The 21,154-nt window shown below is 68.8% G+C and carries 18 protein-coding genes; 11 read left to right on the top strand and 7 right to left on the bottom strand.

Annotation, left to right across the window (positions count from 1 at the left end):
* Positions 1-433: 433 nt before the first annotated feature.
* Positions 434-1,162 carry a hypothetical protein gene (locus tag AB0P24_RS37910; protein ID WP_365802171.1) on the bottom strand — a complete coding sequence of 243 codons (729 nt, stop codon included), beginning with the start codon at positions 1,160-1,162 and terminating at the stop codon, positions 434-436.
* A gap of 545 nt (positions 1,163-1,707) precedes the next feature.
* Here AB0P24_RS37910 and AB0P24_RS37905 point away from each other — a divergent pair.
* Positions 1,708-2,727, top strand: coding sequence for a hypothetical protein (locus tag AB0P24_RS37905; protein WP_365802169.1), 1,020 nt, complete (start codon positions 1,708-1,710; stop codon positions 2,725-2,727).
* Positions 2,728-3,199: 472 nt separating this feature from the next.
* A complete protein-coding gene (locus AB0P24_RS37900) occupies positions 3,200-4,714 on the top strand; it encodes a restriction endonuclease (RefSeq protein WP_365802167.1) in 1,515 nt (504 codons plus the stop codon).
* 245 nt (positions 4,715-4,959) lie between these two features.
* Here the strand turns inward: AB0P24_RS37900 and AB0P24_RS37895 are convergent, their stop codons facing one another.
* Positions 4,960-5,178: a hypothetical protein gene (locus tag AB0P24_RS37895; protein WP_365802165.1), complete on the bottom strand. Its 219-nt coding sequence runs from the start codon at positions 5,176-5,178 to the stop codon at positions 4,960-4,962.
* A gap of 350 nt (positions 5,179-5,528) precedes the next feature.
* On the opposite strand from AB0P24_RS37895, the gene AB0P24_RS37890 reads away from it, so the two are divergent.
* The 7 genes from AB0P24_RS37890 (at position 5,529) to AB0P24_RS37860 (ending at position 14,539) form a co-directional block, all read left to right on the top strand.
* Positions 5,529-5,834 (top strand): hypothetical protein, encoded by a 306-nt coding sequence (locus tag AB0P24_RS37890; protein WP_365802163.1) that lies wholly within the window; start codon positions 5,529-5,531, stop codon positions 5,832-5,834.
* A gap of 258 nt (positions 5,835-6,092) precedes the next feature.
* Positions 6,093-6,980 (top strand): DUF2797 domain-containing protein, encoded by an 888-nt coding sequence (locus tag AB0P24_RS37885; RefSeq protein ID WP_365802161.1) that lies wholly within the window; start codon positions 6,093-6,095, stop codon positions 6,978-6,980.
* A gap of 286 nt (positions 6,981-7,266) precedes the next feature.
* The gene (locus tag AB0P24_RS37880) at positions 7,267-8,007 is read left to right on the top strand and encodes a response regulator transcription factor (RefSeq protein ID WP_365802159.1); all 741 of its coding nucleotides are present in this window, start codon (positions 7,267-7,269) and stop codon (positions 8,005-8,007) included.
* Positions 8,004-9,662 carry a HAMP domain-containing sensor histidine kinase gene (locus AB0P24_RS37875; RefSeq protein ID WP_365802157.1) on the top strand — a complete coding sequence of 553 codons (1,659 nt, stop codon included), beginning with the start codon at positions 8,004-8,006 and terminating at the stop codon, positions 9,660-9,662. The genes AB0P24_RS37880 and AB0P24_RS37875 overlap by 4 nt, the downstream gene beginning before the upstream one ends.
* Positions 9,663-9,676: 14 nt before the next feature.
* Entirely contained in the window at positions 9,677-11,182 is a 1,506-nt protein-coding gene (locus AB0P24_RS37870; protein WP_365802155.1) for a bifunctional glycosyltransferase family 2/GtrA family protein, read from the top strand.
* A gap of 92 nt (positions 11,183-11,274) precedes the next feature.
* The gene (locus AB0P24_RS37865; RefSeq protein WP_365802183.1) at positions 11,275-13,485 is read left to right on the top strand and encodes a glycosyltransferase family 39 protein; all 2,211 of its coding nucleotides are present in this window, start codon (positions 11,275-11,277) and stop codon (positions 13,483-13,485) included.
* Between the two features lie 319 nt (positions 13,486-13,804).
* A complete protein-coding gene (locus AB0P24_RS37860) occupies positions 13,805-14,539 on the top strand; it encodes a TetR/AcrR family transcriptional regulator (RefSeq protein ID WP_365802153.1) in 735 nt (244 codons plus the stop codon).
* Positions 14,540-14,662: 123 nt separating this feature from the next.
* Here AB0P24_RS37860 and AB0P24_RS37855 read toward each other — a convergent pair whose 3' ends face one another.
* Positions 14,663-15,136, bottom strand: coding sequence for a PPOX class F420-dependent oxidoreductase (locus AB0P24_RS37855; protein ID WP_365802151.1), 474 nt, complete (start codon positions 15,134-15,136; stop codon positions 14,663-14,665).
* A 116-nt stretch (positions 15,137-15,252) separates the two neighbouring features.
* Here AB0P24_RS37855 and AB0P24_RS37850 point away from each other — a divergent pair, with 116 nt between their 5' ends.
* Positions 15,253-15,774, top strand: coding sequence for a hypothetical protein (locus AB0P24_RS37850; RefSeq protein ID WP_365802149.1), 522 nt, complete (start codon positions 15,253-15,255; stop codon positions 15,772-15,774).
* Here the strand turns inward: AB0P24_RS37850 and AB0P24_RS37845 are convergent.
* The 3 genes from AB0P24_RS37845 to AB0P24_RS37835 all read right to left on the bottom strand — a co-directional run bounded on the left by AB0P24_RS37845 (position 15,771) and on the right by AB0P24_RS37835 (position 19,858).
* Positions 15,771-16,592: a YceI family protein gene (locus tag AB0P24_RS37845; RefSeq protein ID WP_365802147.1), complete on the bottom strand. Its 822-nt coding sequence runs from the start codon at positions 16,590-16,592 to the stop codon at positions 15,771-15,773. The genes AB0P24_RS37850 and AB0P24_RS37845 overlap by 4 nt on opposite strands.
* A 106-nt stretch (positions 16,593-16,698) precedes the next feature.
* Positions 16,699-19,251: an MFS transporter gene (locus AB0P24_RS37840; protein ID WP_365802145.1), complete on the bottom strand. Its 2,553-nt coding sequence runs from the start codon at positions 19,249-19,251 to the stop codon at positions 16,699-16,701.
* A 19-nt stretch (positions 19,252-19,270) separates the two neighbouring features.
* A complete protein-coding gene (locus AB0P24_RS37835; RefSeq protein WP_365802143.1) occupies positions 19,271-19,858 on the bottom strand; it encodes a MarR family transcriptional regulator in 588 nt (195 codons plus the stop codon).
* A gap of 205 nt (positions 19,859-20,063) precedes the next feature.
* On the opposite strand from AB0P24_RS37835, the gene AB0P24_RS37830 reads away from it, so the two are divergent.
* Positions 20,064-20,270: a hypothetical protein gene (locus AB0P24_RS37830; RefSeq protein ID WP_365802141.1), complete on the top strand. Its 207-nt coding sequence runs from the start codon at positions 20,064-20,066 to the stop codon at positions 20,268-20,270.
* Between the two features lie 88 nt (positions 20,271-20,358).
* Here AB0P24_RS37830 and AB0P24_RS37825 read toward each other — a convergent pair whose 3' ends face one another.
* The gene (locus AB0P24_RS37825) at positions 20,359-21,030 is read right to left on the bottom strand and encodes a hypothetical protein (RefSeq protein WP_365802139.1); all 672 of its coding nucleotides are present in this window, start codon (positions 21,028-21,030) and stop codon (positions 20,359-20,361) included.
* Positions 21,031-21,154: the final 124 nt, after the last annotated feature.

Raw genomic sequence — 21,154 nt, 5'->3', positions numbered from 1 at the left:
GCGCTCCGCTCCGCCGGGCGCGCTCCCGGCTCCGCCGCGGGCGCCGCTCCTGCCTTCGGCCCGCTCCGCCCGCGCTGCGCCGACGCGCGCCCACGAGGCCAGAGCCGGGACATGAGTGGATCACCGCAGAGAAGCGGCCACGGTCAGGACAGCCTCCGGCGGGGGCGCTCAGGCTCCGAGATGGCGGGGGCGCCGTTCGCGAGTGCCGGCGAGTCGGTGGCGTGCGCGGGGTGCTTCCATCCCGTCTGCCGTCGACCCAGGCAGAGCCGAGCAGTCGCGGCCCAGGGCGTCAAGGTCGTTCGTACAGTAGCGCGCTCCACCTTGACGCCCTGAACCACGCCCGCTCCACGGTGTGTGGGTCGACGGCAGACGGGATGGAAGCGGGGGAGGGGTGGCGTGTGGCGGTGCGATTCAAACTCGCGGCGAGACGCGTTCACAATGAACGCGTCAGCGTCGGTACCTTCCCAATGCTTTCTTTCTGGGTATCCTTGTGTGCAATAAAGCCGAAGATTACGGCAACGGCGATCGCGATGAGCGCAATTATGCTCGTCACCACCTCATTCGCTGTGAAGCGCCAGTATGAGAGCGTGAAATCATCGCGCGTGAGCCAGATTTCGACTCTGAGAATGCGCTTTAGAATGCTGCCGATAGTGAACCCACATGCCATTCCTGCCACCGCACTCAGTACTGACAGGGGTGTGGAATGGAAGAAGGAACTGATCAGCAGCGCAAGTGATGCGCCCCAGCTGGTCCACGCTGCCCGAGGTGCATACCAGATCCACCACTTCCGTGGGCGCGCCTCCTTGAGCAGCGGGTGAAGGATCGCAGTTTGCGCATTGACCCAGCTTGGATCGCCTGAAATAGTGCAAGATGCATATCTCGCAGGCGTGATCGATACGCGGGCTACGCGCTGTGGATCGCCGTTGCTGCGGTGTCGAATGTTACTAGCGAAAATTACAAGATTATCAACTACCTCGACGTCTCCGGGCTCGGTTGATTCTGCAAGTGCCTGGGCGAGTCCATCGATTGAGTTGGACTTATACGTCGTGATCGCGCGAGTCGTCGAAAAATCGAGCTGTTCCTCGGCAGGCAACCCAACCCGAAGCGCACGCACCCATTTGTTAATGAGGCGGCGGTTGAGCTTGCACCCCTGAACCGTCATGGTCGAGGTTGCTTCCGTCGTTACGTTTGAAGCAGTCACAGGTCCCCCCGTCACATGTCCTAAGGGGTGCGATCCCCGTCGGAGTAGCCTCAGCTCTCCCTGATGCCAGCTCAGCTAGAGCGCTTGCCTGTTTATCTTGACTTGCCCAGCGGACTCACATGCCGGAGGCGAGACAGTCCAAGGCGGAGCAGTCCACTTGTGAGCCGCTCAAGAGTACGGGCTTCGCCGGCTGGGCCGTCTGTGGGCCGTCCGAGGGGGATCGGCGACGACAGATGACGACGGGTAGCGACAGGCTCCCAGACCGTGAGCCGCAGGTCACCCAAGTGGATCTGCGACACTGGTACCACCATGCCCAAGCCCGGAGAACTGAGCTGGCGCGGATCTCGCGCTGCGCGAGTGACCACGTGACTCGTTGTCCCTCAATTTCCTCAAGTCGCTCTCTTGGACAGGGACTTGCTGGCACAGTATACGCAGCGGGGAGCTAAGGCGGTCAGTCCCCGCCGACACTAGCATCGATTAACGGGTTACCCATACAGGAGCAATCCATGAAAAGGGCATTCGTTGGGCTTTCAACGCCACTGTGCTACGACTACAGGAACCCAATCAGACCACGCAGCGAGAATGAAGCTGATATTCCCAACCCAATTCTTGAAAACACAATGGGTCTCCTTCTTTGCTACGATGAAATTTGGTTTCTTTCGCGTGAAGCTTGCCCGCTAGCCCTGCACGACATTGAGTATGTAAAATTCGTTACGGATGATCCGGAATTGCTAAGTCGAGCGCAGACTGCACGCTCGCAGTACACCGAGCTCTACAGGGAGTGGCGTCGGAGTCCAGAATACTGGCAACGCTTCAATCTGCCCGAGATTGATACTAGAAGTCAAGACGAACCCGGCATCTACGTGTCTACGGTCGAATCCCTTCGGAAGTCAGTTAAATTCGATCTAGCGCCGGACAATCACGGTCGCGGCGCTCTGGGCATGGGGATGGGAAATGCTGACGAGCACAACCTAATCATAGACATTGGGGTTGCGGCAGCTCTAGATATGCAGTTGGAGGTAATTATGAACTCCTTCACTGCAGCGCATTCAATCTCAGACATTCCGTCAGCCCTGAATAGGGGAACGCTCGAACAGTGGAGAATCGAGGCAGCCGAGCATATCACCACCGTAAAGACAATTGACTTCCTTGGCCCAAAGGGTGCTTACCATGAAAGCATTGAGTCGCTGCGCTCTCATCCCAGAGTTGCCGAATTTCGACAGTATCTGAGCCTGCTAGAACGCCCGGCGAATGACGTGGCTGCCCTTGCTAAAGAGGTTGAGGATCTGGCACTAAAGCATGCCCGTGACAGCCTCGAAAAATATCTCAGCGGTACGGGCAAGATTCACACCGTTGGCGCTGCAGCGATCGGGACTGCCGGAAATTTGATCCATCCCGGCTTGGGTAGCGCTTTGGGTGGTGCCCTCAGTGCAATTCAATGGATCAAGGATAGGAAAGCTCGAAATCAAATGGCGTGGTCCCTCTTTGTGGTCGACGCCCGTACTCGCATGGGACAGCGACGCTGACTGGGTTCGGTACGGTCCGAACGATCGACTGATCCTTTCCAACACCTGAGACGGCAGTCGGCCAATCGTGGACTGTCTGTAGACAGGAGCGACCTAGTTCAGCGGATGTAAGGACCTAACCAGCTATTTCCCGTAGGACCAAGGCGGCCCCCCGGAGCCGTTGCCGTACATGCACTGGCAATTGGTCCGTCAGGGTCGAGACTCGTGCCAGAACCGTGCCAGGTTGTGCGGCGTGCCACGGGGAATGGCGGGGACCAGGTCGCTGGCGACTCAGGCCCGTAGCGGGTCCGCCGCAGGTCAGCCTCGCAACCATCCGTGGACAACCCGAGCTTCCCAAGCTCATGGCCTTGCAGTGGCCAGGCCCCGCTTGCAGCGCCACGATTCTCGTTCAGCAGACCGGGGTATCGCTGATAGGTGCCCTGGCGAGGCACAGCTCGGCTTTCGAGGGTGGCGGGAGACATGTGGGGGACTCGTGGCGCGCCGTAAGTCAGTGATGCAAGTGCTCGCTGAGGCATACAAAGCGAAGCAGCAGGCCAAGGCTGCTGAGTTAAAGCGTGCTCAGCAGAAGGAGCAGGCGGCCGCGAAGGCCGCTGAGGAGCGTCGACGCCGTCAGAAACGGGAAGCCGCCAAAGCCGATGCCGAGCGCGCCCGTCTGGTGGCTGCAGGACAGAAGCATCTGGAGCGGGAGCAGGTTGCACAGGAGCGTGAGGTCGCCCGTATCGAGCGTGAGTTGGCCAAGCGCCAGGCCGAACGGCAGCGCGCCGCTGAGCAGCGCGAGCGGGAGCAGGCTCGTGTGGAGAAGGAGCGCCAGAAGCAGGCGCGAGAGACGCGCTTGCTGGAGCTGAAGGCCGATGCCGAGAAGCGCACCCGCCAGGCCCAAGAGCGCCTGGCGGAGCTACAGGCGGTGCTGACGGACCGGCCCAGGAACCTGAAGAGCTGGCACCCCTATGTCGAGCAGGCACTCGCCAAGCAGGGCCCGCAGGGCGTTGCAGACGCTGTGGAGGAAGTGCTGCGTGGCTCTTCCGTGCCCAAAGGGTGCCGTGTTGATGCGGGGGCGGCGTACATACCTGAGGCTCAGCAGCTGCTCATTGAGGTGGAGCTACCTCAGCTTGATGTAGTGCCGGCCATGGTGGAGTACCGGGTTGTGGCCCAGCGGACTGAGATCGTCGCTCAGCCACGGAAGGAGGCCGAGACGAAGAAGGTTTACCGCACTCTGGTCGCCCGCCTTGTCCTGCGCGCACTGGACGAGGCCCTTTCCACCACTCCGCCTGATCTCGTCACAACGGTGGTGTTCAACGGGCATGTGAGTGCAAAGGATCGCGCAACCGGGCGTCCGGTGCGACCTTGCCTGGTGAGCGTGGTCGCCCAGCGTGAGCAGTTCGACGAACTCGTATTGGACGAGCCCGAGCTCGATGCTCAGGAGAGCCTGAAGTACCTCGGCGCTGTCGTCTCCCGCCATCCGCACGACCTGGAGGCAGTGCCCCCAGTCGTTGAGATCGATCTGTCGCGATACCGCATTACGGCGGATGCCGGCGCCGTGGCAGGACTCGACAGCCGACCCGACCTCCTGCAGATGGACCCCTTTGCGTTTGAGCGGCTTGTACGCGAACTGTTCGAAGCGATGGGCTTCGAGACGTGGCGTACTCAGGGCTCGCGAGATGACGGTGTGGACGCCGTCGCGGTCCAGCGGGACCCGGTCGGGACCACTGTCTTCGCCATCCAGGCGAAGAGGTCGAAAAACGCAGTGCCCGTTGAGACGGTTCGGGCATTGGCGGGGGTGATGCACGACAAGGCTGCTAGTCGCGGAGTCCTGGTGACGACCTCTTGGTTTGGCAAGGCAAGCGCTGACTTCGCTCACCGAAACGGCAGGATGCAGCTCATCAACGGGCGCAATCTCAAGGCGCTGCTCAAGGAACACCTGAATATGGACGTCTTGATCGGCCTTCCCAAGACACCTCCGGGCTGGCAGCCCTCTGACATCCAATGAGCCACCGTCCGGGCACAGCGGAGGCCAAGCCGCAGCACTGCACCACAACCGCACCAGATCGAGTGGGGAACAGCGGGGAATCACGGTGAGAGCGGACAGCTCGATCGAGCCACGATGCAACCGTTCACTCAGGTCAGCGCCCAGACCGGCCCCACGAGATCGCAGCTTCCCAAGCTGATGGGACCGGAAGATCTGGACGAGGACACTGCAGGAAGACTCTGCGAGTCACTCGGCTGTGGGAGCCGTCAGGGGAGCTTCCTCATCACCCGCAACCCGATCCAGTACGCGAGGACGGCGACCGCGAGGCTTACGAGCGAAGCTGCTGTGTGCGGATATTCCTGGGTCAGTTGCTTCGTCGTCTCAAGAGCCGGCCCGCGAGTGAAGAAGAAGCCGGTTGTGGCCGCAAGGGTGGCTCCAGCCTTGTCCTTGGTCCACCGGGCCTTCGGCCCGGAGTCGCTTGTCATGAGACGGTGGTATCGGGGACGCGGGTGGTGCGCAAGATCCAGGCGCCTCAGGGAGAGAACATCCGTCCGAACCGCGATTGCCGTACAGCAGCGGAGTACAGCAACCACGGCAACTGACCATGGCCTATAGCAACTCTCAGGGACCGTGCGACGGCCTCTATGACCCCCGTTGACCGATCTCTGTAGAGCTACGGATCAGAAGGTTGCAGGTTCGAATCCTGCCGAGTGCACACAGGTCAAAGGCCCCGCTGGTTCGTCCGGCGGGGCCTTTGACATCAACGGCTGACATCAACGCCTAGGGTGCTGGTCTCCTTTGGATCTTCGATCCTAGGGTCCGGGCGAGCGATGCAGTGCGCGCCGGGGACATACCCGATTGGTTCGTCTGGATCTTTCTCGGCCTAGCCGTATTGCAGGTCCTCGCCCTCGTCCCCATCATTCGCCGACTGCGCGGACACGACTCCGCGGCGCGCTTCAAGGCGCGCCTCGACCTGCTGGAAACCGTCGGTGGCCTGTTGCTCTTTGTCGGCTCGCCACTGAGTCTCGTGGTGGCGGGACCCTGGATCTGGATCGCTGTCCCCGGCTTCGTGCTCATGTCCGTCGGCTACGCCGTGAAGGGCGTTCACCGGCTCCGGGTTCGCCGGCGCCCCACGGCCTGATCCAGGAGACAGGCCATAGATGGGTCTCAGTGACGGCGTCATCAAGGTACCCGACTGCAAGGCCTCATCCCTCGGGGGCGTCGCCCAGTGCGAGGCCGAGCTGCACAGCCCGCTTTCCGAGCGACCTGCAACCTCCGTGTGGATCGACGCACTGACGGCCGACGTCTCGGGCGCCGCGTGCTTCGAACGTGCGTCTCCCGCCGGGCCGGCCGCACCGCACCGGGCCGTTGTCAGTGCCGCCGTCTACCCTCGCGACTGATGGCACAGGTGTGGAAATGCTCGGGGCTGCGCTGGTCGGACGACGGACCCGTGCTGGTGTGGAGCGGTGGGCGGCGCAGTCCGCTCGCCCGGGGGAAGCGCGTGGCCTTCGGGGTCGCGGAAGGAGGCGCCGACGGGGGTGCGAAACGGGAGTGTGCAGGGGCGCGCGGGCATGACTGTCCGACCCGGACCCCCGTGTCCGGCAGAACCACCGGCGCCCGGTGCGAGGAGTGTGCGCGGCTGGACCGGGCGCACTCCGTGGCCGCCGACACCGTCGCCGACGATCCCCGGCCGTACCACGTGTATCTGGCGTGGTTCGGGCCCGGGATGGTCAAGGTGGGGATCACGGCCGTCGAGCGGGGGTCGGCCCGGCTGCTGGAGCAGGGGGCCGTGTGCTTCAGCTGGCTCGGCGCCGGGCCGCTGATGGCCGCCCGGCGGGCCGAGGAGCTGCTGCGGGCCGCGCTCCGGGTGCCGGACCGGATCCCGTACGGCGACAAGCGCGTCGTACGCGCCCTGCTGCCGGTGACCCGGGCCGAGCGGGCGGTCGAGATCACGGAACTGCACGCGCGGGCTGTGGCGCTCGGCGGCTGGCCCGAGTCGCTCGTCCCGGAGCCCTGCCAAGTCGTCGATCACATGGGGGTGTTCGGGCTGGACGGGGTGTCCGCCGCCGTCGGCGAGGTGGCCGAGCTGGTGCCGGGCGGCGTGGTGAGCGGTGAGCTGGTCGCGGCGGCCGGGCCGGATCTGCATCTCGCCACCCGGCACGGGGTCGTCGTCCTCGACACGCGCTTGCTGCCCGGGTGGGAGCTGACCGCTGCCGGTGCGGGGGAGGAAGGCCAACTGCGGTTGCCCGTAAGGGCGTTCGACGCTCCCCAGGAAGGACTTTTCTGAGCCCCGGCAGCGCGGGAAGTCCTCCGCGCGCGGGAGCCGTGCCGGGTCGGTACGCTCTCATCAGGGGCTCATCAGTGGATCATCAGCGGCTCATCGGCACTTCATCAACGGCCGGAAGCGCGGCCCGGACGGACATGATCCGCACAGCTCGGCGCGAGCGTGGTCACGAGTTCATGCACCCCTGATGGGATTCCCAGGCGTTGCCTGAGAGGCGCCTGTGTGTTTCTCAGGGAAATCACAGATTAGTGAAAGCGTGCTCTCAGAGGACCCGGACAAGGTGTCCACCATGACCACGACCTCGCCCCAGGGGCGCACCGAACTGCTGAGGCCGGACGGGAGCCCCGTCCGAGTGCTTGTGGTGGACGACGAGTTGTCGATCACCGAACTCCTTTCCATGGCCCTCCGATACGAGGGCTGGCAGATCCGGAGTGCCGGTGACGGGCAGGGCGCGATCCAGACCGCCCGGGAGTTCCGGCCCGACGCCGTCGTCCTCGACATGATGCTGCCCGACATGGACGGCCTCACCGTGCTGGGGCGCCTGCGGCGCGAGCTGCCGGACGTGCCGGTGCTGTTCCTGACCGCGAAGGACGCGGTCGAGGACCGGATCGCGGGTCTCACCGCCGGTGGCGACGACTACGTCACCAAGCCCTTCAGCCTCGAAGAGGTCGTGGCCCGGCTGCGCGGGCTGATCCGCCGCTCCGGCGCGGCCGACCGGCGCTCCGACTCCGTGCTCGTCGTCGGTGACCTCACCCTGGACGAGGACAGCCACGAGGTCTCGCGGGCCGGGGAGTCGATCCACCTCACGGCCACCGAGTTCGAGCTGCTGCGCTTCCTGATGCGCAACCCGCGGCGGGTGCTCAGCAAGGCCCAGATACTCGACCGCGTGTGGTCGTACGACTTCGGCGGGCAGGCCAATGTGGTCGAGCTCTACATCTCGTATCTGCGCCGGAAGATCGACGCCGGCCGGGAGCCGATGATCCACACCCGGCGTGGCGCCGGCTATCTGATCAAGCCAGCCGCGGCATGAGCGGGCGACGACGGCCGCGTACGCAGAAGCGACGAGCGGGAAAACCGCGCACCCTGCGGACTCGGCTCGTCGTCGTGTCCGTGACCCTGATCGCCGTGGTCTGCGCGGTGATCGGGACGGTCACCACCCTCGTGCTGCGCGATCACCTGTACGGGCAGCTGGAAGGCAAACTGGGCGAGGTCGCGGCGCGCGTGGCGCCGCGCGACTTCGGTGGTCCGCTCGGTAACCGGCCCAAGAGCAACGGCACCGGGACCGGGACGACCTCGGGCACCGTCAACACCGGGCCGAATCAGCAGCAGAACGACGACGGCACGACCGACCTGTCCAAATTCGTGACGGGCCCGCAGCCGGACGGCACCATCGCGGCCATGGTCCAGAACGGCAGCATCACCGACTCCGAGCGGGGCGTGAAGTCCAGCGACGACTTCTCGATGAGTGCCAAGCCGCTCACGGACGCCCAGATCAAGGTGCTCAACTCCGTCTCCCAGGACCAGGGCGTCCACAGCGTGGAGATGCCCGGCCTGGGCACGTACCTCGTCAAGTACGCGAGCAACGGCACCACCGGCTACTACGTCGGTATCCCGACCTCCGACGTCGACAGCACCATCAACACCCTGATCATCGTCGAGATCAGCCTCACCGTCTCCGGCCTCATCGCCGCCGCCCTGGCCGGCACCGTGATGGTCAACGTCGCCACCCGCCCCCTCCGCCGGGTCGCCGCCACCGCCACCCGCGTCTCCGAACTCCCGCTGCACACCGGCGAGGTGAACCTCAGCGAGCGGGTCCCGGAGACGGAGTGCGACCCGCACACCGAGGTCGGTCAGGTCGGCTCCGCGCTCAACCGCATGCTCAATCACGTGCACGGCGCGTTGCACGCCCGCCAGCAGAGCGAGATGCGGGTACGGCAGTTCGTCGCCGACGCGAGTCACGAGCTGCGGACCCCGCTCGCCTCCATCCGCGGCTACGCCGAGCTGACCCGGCGCGGCAGGGAGCAGGTCGGGCCCGACACCCGGCACGCCCTCGGCCGTATCGAGTCCGAGGCGGGGCGGATGACCCTGCTCGTGGAAGACCTGCTGCTGCTGGCCCGGCTGGACGCGGGCCGTCCGCTGCAGTTCGAGCACACCGATCTCATCCCGCTCGTCGTCGACACGATCAGCGACACGCGGGCCGCCGGCATGGACCACACCTGGCGCCTCGATCTGCCCGACGAGCCGGCGCTGGTCGCCGCCGACGCGGCCCGGATCCAGCAGGTGCTGATCAACCTGCTCGGCAACGCCCGCAAGCACACCCCGCCGGGCACCACGGTCACCGCCCGCATCCAGCGGCGCGGACCGTGGATGTGCGTCGACGTCGAGGACAACGGGCAGGGCATCCCGCAGGATCTGCTGCCGCACGTCTTCGAGCGGTTCGCGCGCGGTGACTCCGCGCGCTCGCGGTCCACCGGGTCCACCGGTCTCGGCCTCGCCATCGTGCAGGCCGTCGCGACCGCGCACGGCGGTGCCGTCACCGTGGACAGCGTGCCCGGCCGTACGGTGTTCACCCTGTACCTGCCCGCGCTTGCCCCGGCGGCCCCCCAGCTGGCCCCCGAAACCAACTGGCAATCGCACTCACAGGCACAGCACAGTGCCACCACATGGGTGGAACAGGGCGCTTGACGAGAGTCGGTGTCATGCGAACCGACTCTTCTCCCGGCACCCTGCCGGCGCGGGAGCACCTCCCGGCCGGTAACGCCGGTACGCCTGTCCTGGACGTAGTGATCCCCGTCTACAACGAGGAGAAGGACCTCGGCCCATGCGTCCGCAGACTGCATGAGCACCTCAAGCGCACCTTCCCGTACGCGTACCGCATCACCATCGCGGACAACGCCTCCACGGACACCACCCCCCAGGTGGCGAAGCGGCTTGAGGCGGAGATCGCCGAGGTGAGGTCGTTCCGGCTGGAGCAGAAGGGCCGCGGCCGCGCGCTGCGGACCGTCTGGTCGGCCTCGGACGCGCCGATCCTCGCGTACATGGACGTCGACCTGTCGACCGACCTGAACGCGCTGCTGCCCCTGGTGGCGCCGCTCATATCCGGCCACTCCGACCTGGCGATCGGTTCCCGGCTGGCCCGCTCGTCGCGCGTGGTGCGCGGCGCCAAGCGGGAGTTCATCAGCCGCTCGTACAACCTGATCCTGCGCGGCTCGCTACAGGCCCGCTTCTCCGACGCGCAGTGCGGCTTCAAGGCGATCCGCCGTGACGTCGCACAGGTGCTGCTGCCCCTGGTCGAGGACACCGGCTGGTTCTTCGACACCGAGATGCTGGTGCTCGCCGAGCGCGCCGGGCTCCGTATCCACGAGGTGCCCGTCGACTGGGTCGACGACCCCGACTCGACCGTGCACATCGTGAAGACGGCGACCGACGACCTCAAGGGCGTGTGGCGGGTCGGCAAGGCGCTGACCACCGGGTCGCTGCCGCTGGACCGGCTCACCCGCCCGTTCGGCGACGACCCCCGCGACCGCGACATCCAGGACGTGCCCAAGGGCCTGGCCCGCCAGCTCGTCGGGTTCTGCGTGGTCGGCGGCCTGTCGACCCTCTTCTACCTTCTCCTCTACAGCGTCTTCCGGGAGTTCTCCGGTTCGCAGATCGCCAACGCGCTCGCGCTGCTGGTGTCGGCGGTGGCGAACACGGCCGCCAACCGGCGCCTCACCTTCGGAGTGCGCGGCCGGGGCGGGGCGGTCCGGCACCAGGCGCAGGGCCTGGTCGTCTTCGGTATCGGTCTCGCGCTCACCAGTGGCTCCCTCGCCGCCCTGAACGCGGCGAGCAGCCACCCCGCGCACTCCACCGAGCTGGCGGTGCTGATCGCCGCCAACCTCGCGGCGACCGTGCTGCGCTTCCTGCTCTTCCGCGCCTGGGTCTTCCCGGACCGTGACGGCGCCGAGGGGCACGAGTCGACGGTGGTGGCGACGCACAGCCCGTCGTCCCCGGCCTACCCGGCCGGCGGATTCCGGTCGTACCAGCAGCCGTACCAGCCGCAGGGCCCCCTCCCGCAGCGCCCGGCGCAGCAGCCCTACGCCCAGAACGGCACCACGACCACTCAGTTCCGCGCCGGTGAAGCCGCGGACGGCACCTGGAGGGACAGCACCATGCGGTTGCAGCCGGTGCGCCCCCACGACAGCGACCCGGGGGAAACCCGATGAGTACGAACACCGACCACCCCGCGCAGTGGGGTCCGCCTCCGACCGCGCCGCCTCCGACCGCGCCGCCCGCGGATCCCCCGCGGCCCCAGCACATGCCGTACGCACCGGACGGCCGGAACGGCCAGGACGCCCCGCCGGTCCCCGAGTCGGGTGAACCGAAGCAGCCCTTCGTACGGAGACTGTGGCGCGGCCGCCCCGAGGACCCGCGCTGGGCGCGCCCGGCCTTCCTCGGCCTGCTGGTCGCCACCGCGGTGCTGTACTTCTCCAACCTGAGCGCCAACGGCTACTCCAACTCCTTCTACTCGGCCGCCGTCCAGGCCGGCACCAAGAGCTGGAAGGCGATGTTCTTCGGCTCGCTGGACGCGGGCAACGCGATCACCGTCGACAAGCCTTCGGCGTTCATGTGGCCGATGGAGATCGCGGCCCGGATCTTCGGCCTGAACTCCTGGACGATCCTCGGCCCCGAGGTCCTCATGGGGGTCGGCACGGTCGCGGTCGTCTACGCCTCCGTGCGCCGCCGGTTCAGCCCCGCGGCCGGTCTGATCGCGGGCGCCGTGCTCGCCCTCACCCCCGTCGCGGCGCTGATGTTCCGGTTCGACAACCCGGACGCCATGCTGGCCCTGCTGATGGCGCTGGCCTGCTACTTCGTGGTCCGCGCCGTCGAGGACGGGCGTACCAGGTGGCTGGTGTGGGCGGGCGTGGCGATCGGCTTCGCCTTCCTCGCCAAGACGCTCCAGGCGTTCCTGATCCTGCCGGCGCTGGCGTTCGTGTACGCGGCCGTCGGCCCGCACACGCTGAAGAAGCGGATCGGGCAACTGGCCCTGGCCACGGGCGCGCTGGTCGTCTCCGGCGGCTGGTGGGTGGCCATCGTCGAACTGTGGCCGGCCTCCTCCCGCCCCTACATCGGCGGCTCCCAGGACAACAGCTTCCTGTCACTGACCTTCGGCTACAACGGCCTCGGCCGCATCAGCGGCGACGAGACCGGCAGCGTCGGCGGCGGTGGCGGCGGCACCGGCTCGGGCCAGTGGGGCGAGACCGGCTGGGACCGGATGTTCAACTCTGAGATCGGCAGCCAGATCTCCTGGCTGATCCCGGCCGCGCTGATCCTCCTCGGCGCCGGTCTGGTGGCGACCCGCAAGCTGCGGCGGACCTCGGTGACCCGGGCCTCGTTCCTGGTCTGGGGCGGCTCGCTGCTGATGACCATGATCGTGTTCAGCTACATGGCGGGCATCTTCCACCAGTACTACACGGTCGCCCTGGCCCCCTACATCGCCGCCGTGGTCGGCATGGGCGCGGGTCTGCTGTGGGAGAAGCGCGCCGAGCTGTGGGCGTCGATCACCCTCGCCGCCGCCGTGGTCTCGGCCGCGGTCTGGGGTTACGTCCTCCTCAACCGCACCTCCACCTATCTGCCCTGGCTGAAGTACCTGGTCCTGATCGGCGGTCTGGCCGCCGCGCTCGGCCTGATCTTCGCGGGCCGGATCCCGCGCCGGCTCGCCCTCGGGGCGGCCGCGGTCGGCCTGGTGGCCGCGCTGGCGGGCCCGACGGCCTACACCCTCAGCACGGTGAACTCCGCGCACACCGGCTCCATCCCGACAGCCGGTCCGGCGGGTGCCGGCACGATGGGCTTCGGCGGCGGTGGCGGTCCCGGCGGCGGCCGGGGCGGCTTCGGCGGCGGCATGGGCGGCGGCTTCGGCCAGAACCAGCAGGGCGGCACCGGCACCACGCAGGGCCAGGGCCAGGGGCAGGGGCAGGGCCAGAACGGCACCGGCGGCTTCCCCGGCGGCGGCATGGGCGGCGGTACGGCCGGCGGCTTCGGCCAGAACCAGCAGAACGGCAACGGCAGCACGCAGAACGGCACCGGCGGCTTCCCCGGCGGCGGCCTGACGGGCGAGACCGGCGGCATGGGCGGCGGCGGTGGCGTCGGCGGCCTGCTGAACGGCGCGACCGTCTCCTCCGAAGCCAAGGCCCTGCTACAGAAGAACTCCTCCCAGTACACCTGGGTCGCCGCGGCCGTCGGCGCCCAGAACGCGGCGAGCTACCAGCTCTCCACCGGCGACGCGGTGATGGCGATCGGCGGCTTCAACGGCACCGACCCGTCCCCGACGCTCGCCCAGTTCGAGAAGTACGTGGCGGAAGGCAAGATCCACTACTTCATCTCCTCCGGCACCGGCGGCGGCATGATGGGCGGCAGCAGCAGCGGCACGGCCTCGCAGATCACCTCCTGGGTCGAGAAGAACTTCAAGAAGGTGACGGTGGGTTCGTCCACCTTCTACGACCTCACACAGAAGGCGAGCAGCAGCTGACGGACTCCTGAGCGGCGCGAGGGCGGTGGCTTCGGCCACCGCCCTTTGCCGTACGCCCGCGAGAAACCGCCGGGGAGCCGGGGCCGCGGCTGTCGCGGCCGGGAGTTCGCGGCCGGGAGTTCGTGGCCGCGGGGCTTCTCGGGAGGGCGGAGGAGAATGTGGCCCGAGGGGGAGGGATGCTTGTCCGTCGGCGGGTGCGGGCTCGTAGCGGCTGGTCGCGCCCACGCCGTGTATCCGCATGTCAGACACAGCCCCGCGCCCCTGACGGGGCGTTGGAGCTTTAGCATCGTGAGAAGTGGTCGTGGAGGAGGGTGTCGCGATGGCGCGGGCCAGTGTGTGGCTTGAGGAGAAGCCCCGGGGCGGCGGTCGCGGCGGTCAGCCGTCCGGTCTCGACCGGGCCCGGATCACCTCCGCCACGGTCCGGCTCCTCGACTCCGACGGACTCGACAAGTTCTCCATGCGGCGGCTGGCGGCCGAGCTCAAGGTGACCGCCATGTCCCTGTACTGGTACGTCGACACCAAGGACGACCTGCTCGAACTCGCCCTCGACGCGGCCTTCGGCGAGCTGCGTCTGCCCGATGCCGACACCGGTGACTGGCGGGAGCGACTGCGGGCGCTGGCCACGGAGTACCGCGCCCTGCTGGTCCGCCACCCCTGGCTCTCCCCGCTGGCCGGCCGCTACCTCAACATCGGCCCCCACTCGCTCGCCTTCTCCCGGGTGGTCCAGCAGGTGGTCCGCCGCGCCGGTCTGCCCGCGTACGGCGTGACCGGCGCGATCTCGGCCGTCTTCCAGTTCGTCTACGGCTACGGCACGATGGAGGGCCACTTCGCCGAGCGCGTGGCAGCGGCCGGCATGACCCAGGACGAGTACTTCGACACCGCGATGAACGCGGTGACCGAGGCCCCGGCAACGGCCGCCATCGTCGAGGAGTCGAAAGACCTCATGGCGGCGAGGGGCGGCGACACCGTCGCCGACATGCTGGACAGGGACTTCGCTTTCGCCCTGGACGTGCTGATCGCCGGCATCGAAGCGAAGGTGAGCCGACCGGCTTAGAGGCGCGGGGCCGTGTCCGAGGTGCGGCTCCGCCGCGTGGGCGCGATCAACCACACACGGGCCGAGGCCGCGCACCAAGCCGCGCCCCCGAGCTCTCAGTCCTCAGGCCTCAGTCCTCAGGCCTCAGGCCTCAGGCGAAGCCAACCGCGCGGGAAAGCCCCCTGTGGCCACCGGCCCCCACTTCTCCGGCGTCACCCGAATGATCGACTTGCCCTGCCGCACCATCGCCGCCCGGTACTCGTCCCAGTCCGGATGCTCCCCGGCGATGTTCCGGTAGTACTCCACCAGCGGTTCCACCGACTCCGGTGTGTCGAGAACCTCGGCCCGTCCGTCCACCTGCACCCACGGCCCGTTCCAGTCGTCGCTCAGGACGATCAGGCTCACCCGCTCGTCCCGCTTCGCGTTCCGCGTCTTCGCCCGCTCCGGGTACGTGGAGACGACGATGCGCCCGGAGTCGTCGACCCCGCAGGTCAGCGGCGACCCCTGCGGGCTGCCGTCGGCGCGTCGGGTGAGCAGGATCGCGCGGTGGCGCGGTCGTACGAAGTCCAGCAGTTCGTCGAGGGAGACGGCGGTGTTCGTCGCGATGTTCGGTGCCATGGCGCCAGCCTAGGGCCGCCGGGGCCGCTCAGCCTGTCACTGCCGTGCGCACCTTCACGCTCGTGGCGTGGGACAAGACGCGGACGACGGGGAGCCCGGCGTGCTTCGCTGACCTCATGCAAGCCGTGGCCACCAGCCTCATAGCCGTGCTCGGGACTCTGCTCGGCTCCGCCCTGACCTACCGGTTCCAGCGCCGTACCGAGACCCGGGCGGAGCACTTCACCCGCGGTGAGCGGCTGCGCCAGGAACGCATCGACGCCTTCAGCGAGTTCGGCGGCGCGCTGGCCAACTACCGGCGCGGCCAGATGGACTACTGGTTCGCGAAGCACGACGGCCGCGCGGTCGAGGAGGAGTCGCTCCGTGAACTGCGCCGGGAGGCCCAGCGGCTGAGGGCCGCGGCCATGGAGGCGATGTTCCGGTCCGAGCTGCTGACCCACTCCGCGGAACTCGACGCGCTGGGGCGGCGCGCCCTCCGGTCGGTGGAGCGCCTGGCCGGTGCCGCCTCGCGTGCGGAACTGGCTCCGGCCCGGGAGGCGTCACGGACCCTGATCTACGAGTTCATCGCGGTGTCGCGCGCGCACATCCCGGGGGTGTACGGCGATGAGCGGGCGGGCCGGCCCGGCCCCGGCCGTGACTAGGCCTGCGGCAGCGACTCCCCCTGCACCGCCTGGATCTCCAGCTCCACCTTCAGCGTCGTGCCGATCGCGGCGATGCCCGCCTGCACGACCTGGTTGTAGTTCATGGCGAAGTCCTCGCGGTGCAGCTCCGTCGTCGCGCGGAACGCGGCGCGCGTGCCGCCCCACGGGTCGGCGCCGGTGCCGAGGTAGACGAGGGCGAGGTCGACCGGTCGTACGACGCCGTGCAGCGAGAGTTCGCCGTGGACCGTACAGCGGTCGGAGCCGGCCGCCGTCAGGCCCGTCGAGGTGTAGGTGATCTCGGGGTGGCGTTCGACGTCCAGGAAGTCGGCGGAGCGCAGGTGGGTGTCGCGCATGCCGTTGCCGGTGTCGATGGAGGCGGCACGGATGACCGCCTGGACGCGGGACTTGGTGACGTCGTCGGGGGCGATCTCGATGCCGGCGGAGAAGTCCGTGAAACGGCCGCGGACGCTGGAGATGCCCAGGTGCTGGGCGACCGCGCCCACGGTGGAGTGCGCGGGGTCCACCGTCCACGGGCCCGGCGGGGGCAGTTCGGTGCCGCCCTGCCGGGCCAGCGTCACCGTGCCGACCTCGGCGCGGCCGCTCGCGGTCACGATGGCGCTGGAGGCGGTGGGCGCGTAGCCCACGGCCGTGATGATGACGGTGTACGCCCCCGGCGCGAGCGGATTCGGGTCCCGTACCGTGCCTTCGCCGTCGGCCTCGGCGCGCAGCACCTGCGTACCGGTCATGTCGGTCACCGTGACGACCGCGTGCGACACGGCCCATCCGTCCCGGGTGCGGATCCTCGCGGTCAGTCCCATCCCGTTTCTCCCTGCGAACACTCGAACGACGACAAAGGGGCCTCATGAGGCCGGCCCGCGGCGGGCGCCTCCTTGTGGGCGCGCCCGCCACGGGCCGGGGTGCGAACTACTCGCCCGGGTGGGCGAGCTCGATGTCGTGGCCGTCGACACCGGTACCGGTGACGTGCAGGGCCGTGGCGACCGGCGGGTAGCCCGTCGCGATCACGGTGTAGTCCCCGCCGTCCAGGTCGGCGAAGGCGTACGCGCCGTCCACGCCGGTGGTGGCCGTGCCGACCACGTTGCCCGCCGCGTCCACGAGGGTCACGCGGGCGTCGGCCAGCGGGCCGTGCGGGGCCCGTACGACACCCTGGAGCTGGGCGCCGGCGTCCAGGTCGATCTCGATCCGGGTGACGCCGGTGCCGCCGATCTCGACCGGCACGGCGCGGGGCCGGTAGCCGGCCGCGTTCACCGCGACCGTGACGGCACCCGGCACCAGCTCGCCGAAGCGGAAGTCGCCCTGCTCACCGGTGGCCGCGGTGGCCAGCAGGTCGCCGCGCACGTCGGTGACGATGACCATCGCGTCCTTGACCGGGAGCGCGCTGCCGGCGCCGCGGACCACACCGCTGAGCCCGCTGGTACCGCTGAGCAGGATGTCGTACGGCACCGGCTCGTCGCCCACCACGATGGTGGAGGCCTGCGGCTGGTAGCCGTCGGCGGCGGCGATCAGGACGTAGGAGCCCGCACCGGGCGCGTCCAGGCGGTAGGAACCGTCGTAGCCCGCGACCGAGCGGCCCAGCTGGCGGCCGGACAGCGAGATGAGGGTGACCGCGGCCTGCGCGACCGGGGCGCTCTCGGCCCCGCGCACGAAGCCGTGCACCGGGGTGCCGGCGGAGCCCGCCGACTGCTCGGGGGCGGCGATGGTGGCCACGGCGGCGAGCTGCCGGGTGGCTTCCGGCGCGGCCGCGGCCTGCGGGGTGCTGTCCAGGACCGGGGCGGCCCAGCTGGGGACCTGCTGCTCCCCGGCCGGAGCGGCGACGGCGGCAGCGGCGGGCACCGTCTCCGGGCTTCCCGCGTTCTCCGCCTCGGCGGCCTGGGCGAGCCCGCCCTTCGTCCTCAGCGGGACCTCCTTGATGAACAGGCTGATCAGGAACGCGAGGGCCGCGAGGCAGCCGGCGATCAGGAAGACGTCGGCGATGCCGTGGCCGTAGGCGCTCTCCATGAGGGTGCGCAGCGGGACCGGCAGCTTGCCCAGGTCCGGGAGGCTGTCGCTGGACGAGCTGGAACCGGCCAGGGCGGCCTGGTACTTGGGGGAGAGGGCGGCGGCGCCCTCCGTCACGTAGTGCGTGATCCGGTGGGCCATCACCGCGCCCAGCGCCGAGACGCCGACCGCACCGCCCAGGGACCGGAAGAAGGTGACCGTGGAGCTCGCCGAGCCGAGGTCGGAGGGCGCGACCTGGTTCTGCGTGCACAGCACCAGGTTCTGCATCATCATGCCGATGCCGAGACCCAGCAGCGCCATGAAGATCGACATCTTCCAGTACGCCGTGTCGTAGCGGATGGTCCCGAGCAGGCCCAGGCCGGCCGTCACCAGCACACCACCGCTGACCAGCCACGCCTTCCAGCGGCCGGTACGGGTGATGAACTGGCCCGAGACGGTGGAGGAGACGAACAGACCGCCGATCATCGGGATCGTCATCACACCGGACATCGTCGGGGACTTGTCGCGGGCCAGCTGGAAGTACTGGCTGAAGAACACCGTGCCGGTGAACATCGCGACACCGACGAACAGGGAGGCCAGCGAGGCCAGGGTGATGGTGCGGTTGCGGAACAGCCGCAGCGGGATGATCGGTTCCTTGGCCTTCGACTCGACCAGGACGAAGATCAGACCGAGGACGACCGAACCGCCGACCATCGCGTACGTCTGCCAGGAGATCCAGTCGTACTTGTCGCCCGCGAAGGTGACCCAGACCAGCAGCAGCGAGACGGCGGCGGCGACGAAGAACGCGCCGGCCCAGTCGACCTTGACGTCCCGCTTCACCACGGGCAGGTGCAGGGTCTTCTGCAGCACGATCAGCGCGATGACGGCGAACGGGACGCCGACGTAGAAGCACCAGCGCCAGCCGAGCCACGAGGTGTCGGTGATGACACCGCCGAGCAGCGGGCCGCCGACGGTGGCGACCGCGAAGGTGGCGCCGAGGTAGCCGGAGTAACGGCCGCGCTCCCGCGGCGAGATCATCGCGGCCATGACGATCTGGGCGAGCGCCGACAGACCGCCCACGCCGACGCCCTGGACGACACGGCAGGCGATCAGCATGCCGGCGTTCTGCGACAGACCGGCGGCGGCGGAGCCCAGGACGTAGATGACCAGGGCTATCTGGACGAGGATCTTCTTGCTGTACAGGTCCGCGAGCTTGCCCCAGAGCGGGGTGGTCGCGGTCATGGCCAGCAGGGAGGCGGTGACGACCCAGGTGTAGGCGGACTGGCCGCCGCCCAGGTCGGTGATGATGTGCGGCAGGGCGTTGGTGACGATCGTGGAGGACAGGATCGCCACGAACATGCCGAGCAGCAGGCCGGAGATGGCCTCCATGATCTGCCGGTGGGACATCGGGGCCTGCTCGACGGAGCTGCCTCCCCCGTGCTTGGCGTGAGCCCGCACACCGGCTGGTGTGGTCGTTGCCATGGGCTTCCTTTTCTGCGTCTTATGCGGGTGTACGGGTGCTGGTCGGTTCGAGTACGTCGTCTACGGGCGTGGGGGCGCGGGCGGCGGGGGCGACCGCGGCCATGGCCTTGGCCGGGGGCTTCGCGGTGTCCGGGGCCGGGGCGGTGCCGGGGGCGGGCCGGGGGTGCGGGGCCGTGGCCCGGCAGTCCCCGAAGCTGGCGCGGAGCCGGGTCATCAGCCTGATCAGCTGGTCGACCTCCGCGTCGCTCCAGTCGCCCAGCCGCTCGGCGAGCAGTTCGGTGCTGCGCCGGGACAGTTCCGCGAGGGTCGCCTCGCCCGCTGGGGTGAGGCGCAGGATGCGGGACCGCTTGTCCGCCGGGTCGGGGGAGCGCTCGATCCAGCCGCGTTCGGCGACGTGCGCCACGTGCCGGCTGGTCACCGACATGTCCACGGCGAGCAGCTCCGCGAGCTTGCTCATGCGCATGGAGCCGTGGCGGCCGAGCAGCGTCAGCACCGCCGCCGAGCCGGTGGGGCACTCGGGCGGCAGAATGCGCCCCAGGTCCCGCTTCACGGCTCCGACGGCGCTGAGCTGACGCGCCAGCTCCTCGAACTGCGCCTGCTCCGCCATCACTCACACCTCCTCACGACTGTATTTGTTGCTCGGGGCAACCATAGAAGTGCTTGGTTGCCGCAGGCAAATAAACCGGCGAGAGTGGGCACAAAAACTTGGCAAAGGTAAGTATTGCGATCGTAAACGTGCAGGTGGGGTCGGTCGCACCTACAGGAGGCCCCCCACTTGGGCCACACACGCGGATTCGCTAGTGTCTCGGGCCATGGCTAACACCCAGGGCCCCCAGGGCAACTACGACCCCGCCGGCAGCACCCAGATGTTCCGCGCGTTCGTCGACGAGGCCCCGCAGACTTCCCAGCAGACGGCGACCACGTACTCCTCATCCTCCGGCCCCCGCCTCGGCCTGATCCTCGGCGTCGTCGCCGTGGTGGTCGTGGTGGCGGCGGTGGCCTGGCTCGCGCTCATGTAGCGCGGCGGCCGCGCCGGCGGTGCGACCGGCCGCGCCGGCGGTGCGACGAAGAAGACCCGGGGTCACGTGCCCCGGGCTTTCGTCGTGCTCAGCTCCAGTCGACGGCCGCCACCCGGGTCTCGATGTGCATGCCCAGGGGGACGCGCCAGTCGTCCACGCAGACGGTCCACGTCCTGCTCGTACGGGAGTGGGGCGCGATCGGCGTCGGCAGGGGCTCGGTCGACTTGATCGTCGACCAGTCGATGCCGAGGAGGTCGATGATGTGCGTGCCGAGCGTGACCGTGCCGGAACGGACCGCCGTACCACCGGAGTTGACGAAGGTGACGGTCGCCTTCTCGCACCACCGCTGGTCCGTGGCCTCGCGGGTGGGGGTGCTCCAGGTGAGCGCGGCGGGTGCGGGCGATGCCGAAGAGGCGCCGGGCTGGGGTGAGTTGGGCACCGCCGGGCCGGAGGCCGGTGGCGGGGTGCCGTTGCGGTGGGGCGCGGAGGGCGCGGCCGATCGGGACGAGGCCGCCGGGCCGGAAGCGGAGCCGGCCGTGCCGCTCGGTCCGGCCGGCCCGGAGGCCGCGGTCGTCGTCGGCCGGCCTCGGGTCCGCTTCGCCCCGTCCAGCGGGACCAGCGTCACCGATCCCGTCGGCCGCGCCGCCGGCGTCCGTGCCGGGCCGCCCGCCGCCCCCACCGCCGTGAAGCCGCCGTCACCGGCCCCACCGCATGCCGTGAGTGCCGAGGCCAGGCAGACGGCGGCCGCCGAAGCTGCCATGACGGCGCCTCGGCGGCCACCCGGGGGCCTCGGTGTCCCCAGTGCCCCCGGTGTCCTCGGAGTGCTCGCAGTCCTCGCAGTCCAACGGAGAAGCATCGCGCCAGTGTGGCTGACGCACCGTCAG

It is taken from the genome of Streptomyces sp. NPDC086519 (assembly GCF_040686075.1).
Lineage (GTDB): Bacteria > Actinomycetota > Actinomycetes > Streptomycetales > Streptomycetaceae > Streptomyces > Streptomyces shenzhenensis.
This window is presented reverse-complemented; position numbering and strand designations above follow the sequence as displayed.